Below are 12,409 nucleotides of genomic sequence, written 5' to 3'. Positions count from 1 at the left end.
CGCCCGCGGTCAGGGGCCGTCCACCGGACGGAAGACCGCGACGGTGAAGTCCCCGCCGGGCAGTTCGGCGAACTCGGCCCGCACCCGCAGCCCGCAGCGCACCTGCGCCGGGTCGACGCCGACGATCCGGGCGGGCAGGCGCAGGCCGGCCTGCTCGTCGAGTTCGACGAGAGCCACCACGTAGGGCAGGTCGTCGAGATAGCCGGGCACGGTCGCCCGGTGCTGGACGATGAAGGAGTAGACGGTGCCGGTGCCGGCGACGTCGGTGAACCGGGTCGGCCCCGCGCACCGCCGGCACCGTTCGAGCGGTGGTTGCAGCCACAGCCCGCAGTGCCCGCAGCGGCACATGGCCAGCCGGCCCTCGGCCAGGGCCGCCCAGAAGGGCGCGGTCACCGCGTCCGGCACCGGCTGCGGCGGGAGGCTGAGCGGATCGGCCCCCACGCTCGGGCGCTCCTCGTGCGTCGTGGTCATGCCGCCGCCGTCCCGTAGACGAGGGCGCCGCCGAAGGGGCCGGCGCCGGAGGTGACCAGCGCCGTCTCGGCGCCGTGCACCTGGCGCTCCCCGGCGTCTCCGCGCAGTTGCAGGACCGCCTCGTAATGGTGGTTCAGGCCGTGGATGTAGCCCTCGGACAGCAGGCCGCCGTGCGGGTTGACGACGACGTCGCCGCCGTAGGTGGCCCGGCCGGCGCGGAAGTAGTCGCCGACCTCGCCCTTGGCGCAGAACCCGAAGTCCTCGAAGGTCGCCATCACGGTGAACGTGAAGCAGTCGTACATGCAGGCGACGTCGATGTCGGCGGGGCGCAGCCCGGTGCGCGACCACAGTCGGGGCGCGGTGTCCCGGGAGTACATGCAGCTCAGGTCGTCCCACTGGTCGACCGAGCCGCCGAAACGGTTGCTGTCGGCCGCGCCGAGCAGGTGGACGGGACGGTGTGGCAGGTCAGCGGCCCGCTCGGCGCTGGTCACCACGATCGCCACCGCGCCGTCGATCTCGTAACAGCAGTCGAACAGCCGGAACGGCTCGCTGATCCACCGGCTGTTCAGGTAGTCGTCGAGGGTGATGGGGGAGCGGGCCACCGCGTGCGGGTTGCGCACCGCGTGGTCGCGTTCCTGCACCGCGATGGCGCCCAGGTCCGCCGCGGTGGATCCGTACTCGTACTGGTGGCGACGGCAGAACATCGCGAACCACTGGGGCGGCACGAGGTAGCCATGCGGCCCCGCGAACTGCCCCTCGCCGTCGACCTCGACCCGTTCCAACGCCCGGCCGTACCGGGTCTGCGAGCCGAGCACCCGGTAGACGACGACCACCTCCGCCTGGCCGGTCAGCACCGCCGCGGCGGCCCCCGCCACGGTCGAGGTGACGATGTTGCCGCCGCCCAGGACGCTCAGGCTCCACCCGAGGTCGTCGACCCCGATGGCGTGGGCGACCTGGCTCGGGCCCGCGCTGTCACCCGTCGAGTAACAGGTGAAGCCGTCGACGTCGGCGGCGGTGAGCCCGCAGTCGGCGAGCGCCTCCCGCGCGGCCTGCGCGGCCATAGACAGCGTGGTGCGCCCCGAGGAGCGCACGAATGGCGACCGCCCGATCCCGACGACGGCCGCGCCCCCTAACGAACGACTCACTGCCCCTCCCGGCGCGTTCCCACGTCCCGGCGCGACGCCGACGCCCCGACGGACGTCGCTACCTCACCGCGAGTTTCTGACACTGTACTGCCAGAATCGTAGCCGCGTGCGGTGGTGGGGTCCAGCCCTGGCGCTGACGTCGGGCTCAGATCTCCAGGCCCGGCCAGGTCAAGGTGACCGGATGCGGGTGGGAGAGGTCGAGGATCTGGACGAGGTACTGCTGCCCGAAGTTGTTGGTGCGCAGCTCCTCGACCGTCTCCGGCGCCATCGCCCCCGTCGCCCCGTACAGGTCGCCCAGCCGCCGCAGGATCACCGCCAGCCGGTACGACGCGAAGACGAGGTGGAAGTCCAGATTCGCGGCCTCGCGGCCGACGAGCTCCTGCCATCGGCACACGGTCTGCGCCGGGCTGCCGATCCCCGGTAATCGCTCGACGCCGACCGACTCCGTGCTGCTGTAGTCCATGACCGTCCACCAGGCGAGGTCCGATTCGGCGCCGGCCAGGCACACCATGTCCCAGTCGAAGACCGCCGCCACGTCGAGCCCCCGGAACATCAGGTTCGGCAGCCGGGAGTCGCCCCAGGCCAGGGCGGTGATGCCGGTGGGCGGGAGGTGCGCGCTCAGCCACCGCTCGGCCGCGGCGATCACCGGATCGGTGCGCCCCCGCGCCACCCAGGCCGCGACGTCGAACCAGTGCGCGAGATCCTGCCGCAGGCCGTCGGGACCGAGGTGCGGACGGTCGAGGAACGCCACCTTCGCCGGATCGACCTGGTGCAGCCGGGCCATGACCTCGACCGCGTTGCGCCACAGCACGGCGCGATCGCTGGGGACCAGGTCATGCACCCAACCGGTGGTGTGGAACGGCGGGGTGTCCCCGGGCACGCGACCCTCCACGCGCTCCATGACGAAGAACGTCTCGCCGAGGACGCCGGTGTCCGTCTCCAGGCCGACGACCGCGGGAACCGGAATGCCCGGCTCGCGGCCCAACACCCGGTACATCTCGGCGTGAACGGTGAGGTCGGCGTCCTTGTAGAGGAAGTCGGGGGAGTTGACCCGCACGACGTAGCCCGCCGAGCGGACCACCCCGGCCTCGGTCCAGCTCGTCTCGCACAACAACGTCTCGTTGGCCACCCCGGCGGTCCTGGGCAGCGTCACCTCGGTGACGCGCAGATCGGACCGGTGCGGCAGGGCCGTCGAGAACCAGGACTCGAGCGCCTGCCGCGTCTTTTCCGGATCGCGCTGACGGTCCCGGGTCGGCAGCCCGGATTCGATGTAGCTGGCGTTCGTCAACTCCGGCAACGTGTTCTCCTCGCGGCGGGACGAATATGTGCTCGGCGGGATTTCTCGCCGAGCACCACAAAGGAGCCACCGGCACCCGCGGTTGTCGCATCGGACGCGGAACGTCCGCCGTTCGGCTGATCGCGGGAACGGTCATCACCTGCGCCGACCGGCGGGCGGCGGGATCGCGGCTGACCCGACGGCCGGCGATGACGCCGACGCACTGTATGGCAGTGAAGTGTCAGAGTCAATGACTGATCGTCGATGCTCCAGAGCTCGACTTACCCGGCCCTGACCTCGGTGGAGAGCTTCTGCTGAGAACCCTTGCGCGAACGGTTGGAATGATCCATAGTCTGGTCAGCCCGAGTCCGATCCTCTCGTCGACGTGGCAGTTGGATGCCAGAAAGTGTTCGGCGACGGATGGTGATCCGGCACGCCTTCACGGCTGGCCGGTGGTGCCTGTCGGTCAGTATTCGGGGGAACAGGAGGTGCGCCGCGATGCCGCAGGCCGATTCCTCGCCGCAGCCGTTCACGGTCCGCACGGATCAGGCCGTTCTCGACGATCTGGGCGACCGGTTGCGGCGCACCCGCTGGACCGATCAGATTCCCGGGACGGGCTGGGAGTACGGCACCGATCTGGACTACCTGCGGGACCTCTGCGAATACTGGGCGGACGGTTTCGACTGGCGGACCGCCGAGGCCCGGATCAATCGGTGGCCGCACGTTCTGACCACGGTCGACGGGACGCCCATCCACGCCATTCACGCCCGGTCGCCGCATCCCGGCGCCGTCCCGCTGCTGCTCATCCACGGCTGGCCCGGGTCGGTCATCGAGTTCCTCGACGTCATCGACCGGCTGGTGGACCCGCCGGCGCACGGCGGCGACCCCGCCGAGGCGTTCCACGTCGTCTGCCCGTCCCTGCCGGGATACGGCTGGTCCGGACCGACCCGCGAGGGTGGCTGGCACATCCGTCGGGTGGCCGACGCCCTCGTCGAGCTGATGGCCCGACTGGGCTACCAGCGTTTCGCCGCCCAGGGCGGCGACTGGGGTGGCATCGCCGCCAGCCTCCTCGGCGCGCACCATCCGGACCGGCTGCTGGCCATCCACCTCAACCTGGTCCTGGCGCCGCCGCCCGACGAGGCCGCCATGGCGGCGCTGAGCGACTCCGAGCGCGCCGCGCTGGAGAGGGTCGTGCGGTTCACCGAGACCGAGACCGGCTATCAGGCCATCCAGGGAACCAAGCCGCAGACGCTTGCCCACGGCCTGGCCGATTCGCCCGCGGGCCTGGCCGGCTGGATCGTCGAGAAGTTCCGGGCGTGGAGCGACTGCGACGGCGATGTGGAGAAGGCGATCAGCCGCGACGATCTGCTCACCAACATCACCACCTACTGGGTCACCGGCACGATCGGCTCGTCGGTGCGCCTCTACCGCGAGTCGATGCGGGCCGGCCTGTTCGACGCCCCGGACCGGCCGGTCACCGTGCCGACCGGGGTCGCGGTCTACCCGAGGGAGATCTTCACGCCGCCCCGGCGCTGCGTCGAGGCACACTACGACCTGCGCTACTGGAGCGAACTGCCCCGCGGCGGTCACTTCGCCGCCCTGGAGCAACCGGAGTTGTTCGCCGAGGACGTCCGGGCGTTCTTCCGCTCACTGCGCGACGGGGCCCATGAGATCGGCTAGCGTCGCGAACTCGGCGGTGACGTAGGACCCGAGGCTGCGGGACGGCGCACCCTGCAGCCAACGCTGCATCGCGCGCTGTTCGGCCAGGATCCCGATCGCGGCCAGCAGTTCACAGCTCTCGTCGGGCTGCGCGAGGCCGCGCCGCGTGGCGACCGCCCGGGCGATGAGCGCCCGATTGCCCTGCTGGTTGTCGTGCTCCTTGCCGCGCAGCAGGAACGACGAGGCGACTGCGACGTGGTAGAGCCTGATCCGCTCCCGCAGGCGGGCCACGCCGGGCGCGAGCGTGACGAAGGCCGCCCGCATCGCCTGGAACTCGGTCAGCGACTCCGGCTGGGCCAGGTACACACCGACGAAGGAACGGATGTAGTCGTCCTCGCCGAAGAAGAGCACGGACTCCTTCGTCGCGAAGTAGCGGAAGAAGGTGCGGGCGGAGACGCCGGCGCGCGCGGCGACCTGCTCGGTGGAGGTGGACTCGTACCCCTGCTCGGCGAACAGTTCCAGTGCGGCGTCGACGAGCGCCTGCCGAACCCGGGCCTTGTGCTCGGACCATGCCGCAGGGCGGGCCCGCACCGGCTGCGCGCCGCCGCGCACCGGCGTGCCGTCCACCGGGCGTCCTCCCTCGTCTCCGACGACCGCCTACCAGGCGGCGACTTGCTACCGGCGACGACCTGCTGCCAGGCAAGTGGCGGGCTGGCCCGGCCCGTGGCCGCCGGCCCGGCGTTGCCGCCCCGGCCGCGGAGCCCGGCGCGCGGGCGGACTAGCCGGCCCGCAGGTCCGAACGCTCGACGTAGACGTGGCCCACGTCGCCATCCCAGTCGCAGGAAGCCCAGTTGATAGCGTACGCCCGGCCGGGGGAGGCGACGCCGTAGGGAAGGCCGCCGGCGAACGTGGTCCACAGCCCGGTCCGAGTGGTGGCGGTCAGCTCCAGGCGCCGATCCTGCCAGGCGAGGCCGAACGGCAGCACCTCCCCGCTGGCGACCAGCCCGTCGAGCCGGGGCACGTCGACCACCCGGACATGCGTCAGCGCTCCGGCCTCGACGACGTAGCCGCCCTCCAGCGTGACCGTCCCGTCGGTCGACCAGTAGCGGGACAGCCCGAAGGCGCGGCCGCTGCCCGGGAACAGGCAGCCGGCGATGACGTGTCCGCCCCAGCCGTTGACCGAGTCGTCCCCGCGGGGGCCGCGGGAGTGGTCGCGCCAGCCGGTGCCGTCGAAGGCGACCTCGCGCCGGCCCCACCGCACCGTGCCGCGGGCGCGGTAGAGCTGCTCGTAGTGCTCCTTCGCCCACTGCTGCTGGTCCATGCCGCCGCGGCCGGTCGCCGCCTCGGCCGCCGTGTGCGCGTCCCACACGGGCGTCGCGCACTCGATTTCCAGTTCGAGCTGCAGGCGGACCTTCTCGCCGTCGTGGACGAGGCCGGTACGCATGCTCTCCTGCGGCGTGCGCAGGCAGAAGCCGTCAAAGGTGACCCGCCAGCGCAGGAACGGCTCCAGGCATTCGAAGCGCAGGTTGGCGCCGGCCGGGCGGCGGGCCGGATCGGTGCGGTGGTAGGCCCACATCGACAGCACGCCCTCGCCGTCCGGCAACGTGACGAGCGCGCGGTCCTCCCACAGCTCCCAGGCGTCGGCCACGGTGCCGAGATGCAGCCACATGCCGATGTTGTGGGTCGGGTCGTAGGGGGTGAACAACAGGTTCTCGGTCCAGGCCGGCACGGGCGGGCAGGACGCGGCGACCTGCTCGCGCTCCGGCGGCAGGCCGGCGGACAGATTCGCGACGCGCGGCTCGCCGCGCAGGGTGCTCATCGGGAACCTCGGGTGGAGGCGCGGGGCGCGGGCGGAGGTGTGGTGGCCACGCGTCCGCACGCTATCCGTTCGCCGCGGCGGAGTCCCGTGAATTCTGGCATGAGACTGACAGATTCTGTTCGTGCGAGCCCTGGGACCTCTCGTGAGGTCGACCGGCACGCCGGCCGGCCCGGCTGACCCGCTGTCGCGATCCGGTGGCACTTCCGTGCCGTTTGCAGGGATGGCGATCACACAGCGGGATGGCAGCATGACAGGTGTCAGCCACCGGATCGGGCGCCGTGCACCCCGGGCCGCTGGGATCGCATGGGACCGCTGAGACCGCGTGCCGGGGTCCGGCGCAACCTCGGATGCGGGCGAAACCCGCGGAGACTAGGTTGATTGGTGGGGATCATCCCGATTTGGGAGGACTGGTGACGGTGGAACCGGACGTGGGTGGCGGGGAGTCCGAGGTCGGGCCGTGGTGGAGGTCCTTGGCCGAGGAGCATCCGTCGATCGATCTGAAGACGGACAAGCCGCACACGGCCCGCATCTACGACTACTTCCTCGGCGGGAAGGACAACTTCCCCGCCGACCGGGTGGCCGCGGAGCAGGCGAGCGCCGCGTTCCCGAACGCCTCCGTCGCGGCCCGGCAGAACCGCGCGTTCATGGTGCGGGCGATCCGCCACCTCGCCGGCGAGGCCGGGATCCGGCAGTTCCTCGACATCGGCACCGGCATCCCCACCAGTCCGAACGTGCACGAGATCGCCCAGGCCATCACCCCGCAGGCGCGGGTCGTCTACACGGACAACGACCCGATCGTCCTGGCCCACGCCCGCGCGCTGCTGGCCAGCACCCCCCAGGGCCGGACCGCCTACCTCGACGCCGATCTCCACGACCCGCAGAGCATCCTGGCCGCCCCCGAGCTGCGCGAGACCCTCGATCTGAGCCTGCCCATCGCACTGTCGATGATCGCGGTGTTCCACTTCGTCCCGGACTCGGACGATCCGCACGGCATCATCCGCCGTCTCGTCGACGCGCTGCCGTCGGGCAGCTACCTGATCCTCACCAACGGCACCGCCGACTACGACCCGGCCACGCAGGATCTCGCCGTCGCCTATGAAAAGCAGGGGATCACCGTGCGGCTGCGCAGCCGCACCGAGGTCGAAGGTCTGTTCGGCGGCCTGGAGCTGATCGATCCGGGCGTCGAGCTGGTCCACCGCTGGCGCCCGGCCGCCCCCGACCCGCCCGGCCTCACCGACGCCCAGGTCAGCGTGTACGGCGGAATCGCCAGGAAGCCGTAGCCTCCCCGCGGACTTCTGTGGCGCTCGGAGGCGATTGATGGCGCCGCGGGGGCCTGAAGCCGCACCGCTGGGGGAAATCCTGTAGGCATGCAGCACGTCGTGGTCGGGGTCGACACCCGGGAGGCCGCCCCCGCCGCGCTCGTCTTCGCGGCCGACCTCGCGCAGCGGCTGGACGCCGAACTCGACGTCGTCCACGTCCAACTACTCGGCCCCGCGCAGATTCGCACAGTGGTCTCCACGGTGCCCGGTCGGCGCGTCTCCGAGCGGTTCCTCAAGGCCGAGGAGGACGCCCAGTCCAGGGCGGTCTGCACGTTGGCGGACCGCACGCTCGCGGACAGCGGCGTGCACTGGCGGTTCCATGTCCGGGCCGGGGATCCCGCGACCGAGCTGCTCGCCGTCGCCGACAGCGTCGACGCCTACGCGATCGTCATCGGCACCCGCCACGGCGGCGTCAGCGTCGCCCTGGAACGGCTGCTCACCGGCTCGGTCTCGCACCGCACGATCCACTGGACGCGCCGGCCCGTCCTGGTGGTCCCCACAGATGTCGACGACCAGCTCGGCGGGAACACCTGACCGGCCCGGGGCGGAGTCCCGGCCCGCCGGTCGGATCCGAGGGCGTCGGACAGTGCAAAACGCACCGCAACCGGCCCCCGCCTGGTGCGGACCTACTCGTCTTAGAGAGTGTTGGGTATCCGGGTGGCTACTCGTTGGTGAGGTCTTCGGTGAGGCGTCGAGCGGCTTCGGTCTCGATGGGACCGTGGGGCTCGACGTCCTCACCGGCGAGCCGGGCCGCCATGAGCCGGATCATCGCAACCTGGATCATGGCTTCGGCGTGCGCAGTCTTACGTTCGTAGTCGCGTGCCAAGCGTCTGCACCTGCCTAACCAGCCGAACGTTCGTTCCACCACCCACCGGCGGGGCAGCACCTGAAACCCTCGCACGTCGGCGTTACGCGGAACAGCGACGATCTCGATGTTCTCCTGCTCGGCCGCCCAGGCCACCAGAGAGGCATCGACGACGTTCACGTAGCCGCCGTCCACCCACACCAACCCGACCTGCGGGAACAGCTGGTGCAGACCGGTCAGTACCCGGCGGGCACCGGCCCGGTCCTGCACCGACGCGGAGTGCACGACCATCGTCAGCAGCAGCCCGCAGGTGTCGACCAGCAGGTGGCGTTTACGGCCGCGTACCCGCTTGCCCGCGTCGTAGCCGATCGCCTCACCGCCCTCGGCGGACTTCACCGACTGCGAGTCCAGCACCGCAGCCGACGGCTGCGGATCCCGCCCGTCGGCCAGACGGACCCGGTCGCGCAGGGTGTCGTGGACCCGCGCCCACGTCCCGTCCGCGGTCCAGTCCCGAAACCACCGGTAGGCCACGTCCCACGGCGCCAGGTCATGCGGCATCCGCCGCCACGAACAACCCGTTCCCAGCACGTACAGGATCGAGTCGATCACCAGGCGTCGGTCGTACTTCACCGGGGCACCGCCGCGGCGCGGGTCCCGCACAGGCAACAACGGTCCGATCACCGCCCACTGCCCGTCCGTCAACGACGTGTCGTAGGCAGCCTTACACGAACAGACACACACCGGTCCGATCGTGACCGGAAGATCCTCGCGGACACCCCACGACACGCCACCCCACCAGCACCATCACACTTCGAACATCCTCAGTTACCCAACACTCTCTTAGAGCTAGGTGGTGGTGGCCGCGGGGTGGTGGCGGGCCGGGCTGGTGTGGATCGTGGCGGCCGACAGGCGGCGGATGTGGCGCAGCAGGTGCGCCTCGGCGGCGTGGGCGACGTCATGGGCGGCGGTCAGGGTGAGGTCCGCGTCGACGGTGATGTCGGCCTCGGCACGCAGGGTGCGCCCGATCCAGCGCAGCCGGAGCTCGCGGACGGCCTCGACGCCCTCGGTGTGCAGCATGGTGTCGGTCGCCTCGGCGACCACGCCCGGGTCGACGGCGTCCATGAGCCGGGCGCCGACGACCCGGGCGGCGGACCGCAGGACCCCGAGGATCGCCACGGTGATCGCCAGGCCGACCACGGGGTCGGCCCAGCGCCACCCCACGGCGACCCCGGCGGCACCGAACAGGACCGCGAGGCTGGTGAAGCCGTCCGTGCGGGCGTGCAGCCCGTCGGCGACGAGCGCGGCGGAACCGATCTGGTGACCGACGCGGATGCGGTAGCGGGCCACGATTTCGTTGCCGACGAAGCCCACGACCGCGGCCGCGGCGACCACCCCCAGACGGTCGACGTGTTCGGGGTGGACCAGGCGGTCGATCGACGTCCAGGCCGCGACTACGCATGACAGCGTGATCATCGCCAGGACGGCGAGGCCGGCGAGATCCTCGGCGCGGCCGAAACCGTAGGTGAACCGGGCCGTGGCCGGCCGCCGCGCGAGGGTGAACGCGATGAGCAACGGAACGGCGGTCAGCGCGTCGGCGACGTTGTGCAGGGTGTCGCCGAGTAGCGCCACCGATCCGGACAGCGCCACCACCACGGCCTGCCCGACCGCGGTCGCACCGAGACCGGCCAGGCTGATCAGCAGTGCGTGCCGGCCGGCGGCGTCCGCCTCCAGCGCATCGTCGATCTGGTCGGCGCTGTCATGGCTGTGCCCACCGACCATTCCCGAGATGCCGTCGCGAAGCCGCGCCCACCGCCCGACTGCGCCATGCTCGTGTCCGCCCCGGTGCTCGTGATCGCCCCGGTGCTCGTGATCGTGGCGGTGCTCGTGATCGTGGCGATGCTCGTGATCGTGGCGATGCCCGCCGTGGTCATGGCCAGGACCGGATCCCATGCCCGCACCGTAACCGCAAACGATCAGCGCGGCACTGTCGCACCTGCCACCTCATCGCACCGGCCGCCTTGGCCGGTCAACCCAGAGCGGTGTACGACCTCGCGGCGTGGTATCGACATTGCTTTCCGAGACGCCGAGGGCTATACAGGCATTAGCACTCGGTCAGGTCGAGTGCCAACCTCTGGCGCGACGGGTGCCTGGGCCCACGACGTGGCCCATCGTTTTCGTTGCTTGGCCCCGCTGGCGGCCGGCACTCCTCCCCGTAGGCATGAGCCTCAGGAGGATTTATCCCCATGTCAAAGATGATCGCCTTCGATGAGGAGGCTCGGCGCGGCCTGGAGCGCGGCATGAACCAGCTGGCCGATGCGGTCAAGGTCACGCTCGGTCCGAAGGGTCGCAACGTCGTTCTGGAGAAGAAGTGGGGCGTTCCCACGATCACCAACGACGGTGTGAGCATCGCGAAGGAGATCGAGCTCGAGGATCCGTACGAGAAGATCGGTGCGGAGCTCGTCAAGGAAGTCGCGAAGAAGACCAACGACGTCGCGGGTGACGGCACGACGACCGCGACGATCCTGGCTCAGGCTCTGGTGCGTGAGGGTCTGCGCAACGTGGCCGCCGGCGCGAACCCGCTGGGCCTGAAGAAGGGCATCGAGGTCGCGGTCGAGCGGGTCTCCGAGGAGCTGTCGAAGCAGGCCAAGGAGGTCGAGACCAAGGAGCAGATCGCCTCGACCGCGTCGATCTCCGCGGGTGACTCGGCGATCGGTGGTCTGATCGCCGAGGCGTTGGACAAGGTCGGTAAGGAGGGTGTGGTCACCGTCGAGGAGAGCAACACCTTCGGTCTGGAGCTTGAGCTCACCGAGGGTATGCGCTTCGACAAGGGCTACATCTCGCCGTACTTCGTCACCGACGCGGACCGTCAGGAAGCCGTCCTCGACGACCCGTACATCCTGATCGTCAACAGCAAGATCGCCGCGGTGAAGGACCTGCTCCCGTTGTTGGAGAAGGTCATGCAGACCTCGAAGCCGCTGGTCATCATCTCCGAGGACGTCGAGGGCGAGGCGTTGGCGACCCTGGTCGTCAACAAGATCCGTGGCACGTTCAAGAGTGTCGCGGTGAAGGCGCCGGGGTTCGGGGACCGTCGTAAGGCGATCCTGGGGGACATCGCGATCCTCACCGGCGGGCAGGTGATCTCCGAGGATGTGGGTCTGAAGCTGGAGAGCACCTCGCTGGACCTGTTGGGCCGCGCCCGGAAGGTCGTCGTCACCAAGGACGAGACGACCGTCGTGGAGGGTTCGGGTGACCCCGACCAGATCGCCGGTCGGGTCAGCCAGATCCGCAACGAGATCGACAAGTCGGACTCCGACTACGACCGGGAGAAGCTCCAGGAGCGTCTCGCGAAGCTCGCCGGGGGTGTCGCGGTCATCAAGGTCGGCGCGGCGACCGAGGTCGAGCTGAAGGAGAAGAAGCACCGCATCGAGGACGCGGTGTCCAACGCGAAGGCCGCCGTCGAGGAAGGCATCGTCGCCGGGGGTGGCGTCGCGCTGCTCCAGGCCTCGATCACCGCCTTCGAGAAGCTCGACCTGTCCGGCGACGAGGCCACCGGCGCGAGGATCGTGGCCCTGGCGCTGGCCGCCCCGCTCCGCCAGATCGCGGGCAACGCCGGCTTCGAGGGTGGTGTCGTCGTCGAGAAGGTTCGGGAGCTGCCGGTCGGGCACGGCCTGAACGCGGCCACCGGCGAGTACGTCGACCTGATCGCTACCGGCATCATCGACCCGGTGAAGGTCACCCGCTCGGCGCTGCAGAACGCCGCGTCGATCGCCGGCCTGTTCCTCACCGTCGAGGTCGTCGTGGCGGACCGTCCGTCGGCCGGTGGCGCCGGGGGCGGGGACGGGGACGGCGCGGGTGCCATGGCGGGTATGGGCTTCTGACGCGCCGGCCTGCCGCACCGCGCATCCACGCCGAGCA

The 12,409-nt window shown here is 70.7% G+C and carries 11 protein-coding genes; 4 read left to right on the top strand and 7 right to left on the bottom strand.

The window, feature by feature from the left end; translation table 11 throughout:
- Positions 1 to 9: 9 nt before the first annotated feature.
- From AC5R91_RS12095 to AC5R91_RS12085, 3 genes are all read right to left on the bottom strand, one after another.
- Positions 10 to 471 (bottom strand): Zn-ribbon domain-containing OB-fold protein, encoded by a 462-nt coding sequence (locus tag AC5R91_RS12095; RefSeq protein WP_495397244.1) that lies wholly within the window; start codon positions 469 to 471, stop codon positions 10 to 12.
- Positions 468 to 1,616 (bottom strand): thiolase C-terminal domain-containing protein, encoded by a 1,149-nt coding sequence (locus tag AC5R91_RS12090; protein ID WP_495397243.1) that lies wholly within the window; start codon positions 1,614 to 1,616, stop codon positions 468 to 470. The genes AC5R91_RS12095 and AC5R91_RS12090 overlap by 4 nt, the downstream gene beginning before the upstream one ends.
- A gap of 145 nt (positions 1,617 to 1,761) precedes the next feature.
- Entirely contained in the window at positions 1,762 to 2,913 is a 1,152-nt protein-coding gene (locus AC5R91_RS12085) for a phosphotransferase family protein (protein ID WP_495397242.1), read from the bottom strand.
- A 477-nt stretch (positions 2,914 to 3,390) separates the two neighbouring features.
- Between AC5R91_RS12085 and AC5R91_RS12080 the strand changes: the two genes are divergently transcribed.
- Complete coding sequence (locus AC5R91_RS12080; RefSeq protein WP_495397241.1) at positions 3,391 to 4,572, top strand: epoxide hydrolase family protein; 1,182 nt, start codon at positions 3,391 to 3,393, stop codon at positions 4,570 to 4,572.
- Here AC5R91_RS12080 and AC5R91_RS12075 read toward each other — a convergent pair.
- Entirely contained in the window at positions 4,540 to 5,178 is a 639-nt protein-coding gene (locus AC5R91_RS12075; protein WP_495397240.1) for a TetR family transcriptional regulator, read from the bottom strand. The two genes, AC5R91_RS12080 and AC5R91_RS12075, sit on opposite strands and share 33 nt — an antisense overlap.
- 151 nt (positions 5,179 to 5,329) lie before the next feature.
- Positions 5,330 to 6,370, bottom strand: coding sequence for a DUF7064 domain-containing protein (locus tag AC5R91_RS12070; protein ID WP_495397239.1), 1,041 nt, complete (start codon positions 6,368 to 6,370; stop codon positions 5,330 to 5,332).
- A 410-nt stretch (positions 6,371 to 6,780) separates the two neighbouring features.
- Between AC5R91_RS12070 and AC5R91_RS12065 the strand changes: the two genes are divergently transcribed.
- Entirely contained in the window at positions 6,781 to 7,650 is an 870-nt protein-coding gene (locus AC5R91_RS12065) for an SAM-dependent methyltransferase (protein ID WP_495397238.1), read from the top strand.
- Between the two features lie 87 nt (positions 7,651 to 7,737).
- The gene (locus AC5R91_RS12060) at positions 7,738 to 8,223 is read left to right on the top strand and encodes a universal stress protein (RefSeq protein ID WP_495397237.1); all 486 of its coding nucleotides are present in this window, start codon (positions 7,738 to 7,740) and stop codon (positions 8,221 to 8,223) included.
- Positions 8,224 to 8,350: 127 nt separating this feature from the next.
- Here AC5R91_RS12060 and AC5R91_RS12055 read toward each other — a convergent pair whose 3' ends face one another.
- Together AC5R91_RS12055 and AC5R91_RS12050 are read right to left on the bottom strand one after the other, a co-directional pair.
- Complete coding sequence (locus AC5R91_RS12055) at positions 8,351 to 9,196, bottom strand: IS5 family transposase (RefSeq protein WP_495393875.1); 846 nt, start codon at positions 9,194 to 9,196, stop codon at positions 8,351 to 8,353.
- Between the two features lie 144 nt (positions 9,197 to 9,340).
- Positions 9,341 to 10,444: a cation diffusion facilitator family transporter gene (locus tag AC5R91_RS12050; protein WP_495397236.1), complete on the bottom strand. Its 1,104-nt coding sequence runs from the start codon at positions 10,442 to 10,444 to the stop codon at positions 9,341 to 9,343.
- A gap of 293 nt (positions 10,445 to 10,737) precedes the next feature.
- Between AC5R91_RS12050 and groL the strand changes: the two genes are divergently transcribed.
- Positions 10,738 to 12,372 (top strand): chaperonin GroEL, encoded by a 1,635-nt coding sequence (groL, locus tag AC5R91_RS12045; RefSeq protein WP_495397235.1) that lies wholly within the window; start codon positions 10,738 to 10,740, stop codon positions 12,370 to 12,372.
- The last annotated feature ends 37 nt before the right edge of the window (positions 12,373 to 12,409 follow it).

It is taken from the genome of Frankia sp. BMG5.60 (assembly GCF_059428125.1).
The sequence above is the reverse complement of the archived record's forward strand: the minus strand, read 5'-3'. Positions and strand labels throughout refer to the sequence as shown.

Bases quoted from the DNA above. Each gene is read 5' to 3' on its own strand.
- AC5R91_RS12080 (WP_495397241.1), top strand. From the start codon at position 3,391: ATGCCGCAGGCCGATTCCTCGCCGCAGCCGTTCACGGTCCGCACGGAT.
- AC5R91_RS12070 (WP_495397239.1), bottom strand. From the start codon at position 6,370: ATGAGCACCCTGCGCGGCGAGCCGCGCGTCGCGAATCTGTCCGCCGGC.
- AC5R91_RS12050 (WP_495397236.1), bottom strand. From the start codon at position 10,444: ATGGGATCCGGTCCTGGCCATGACCACGGCGGGCATCGCCACGATCAC.
- groL (WP_495397235.1), top strand. From the start codon at position 10,738: ATGTCAAAGATGATCGCCTTCGATGAGGAGGCTCGGCGCGGCCTGGAG.
- AC5R91_RS12095 (WP_495397244.1), bottom strand. From the start codon at position 471: ATGACCACGACGCACGAGGAGCGCCCGAGCGTGGGGGCCGATCCGCTC.
- AC5R91_RS12060 (WP_495397237.1), top strand. From the start codon at position 7,738: ATGCAGCACGTCGTGGTCGGGGTCGACACCCGGGAGGCCGCCCCCGCC.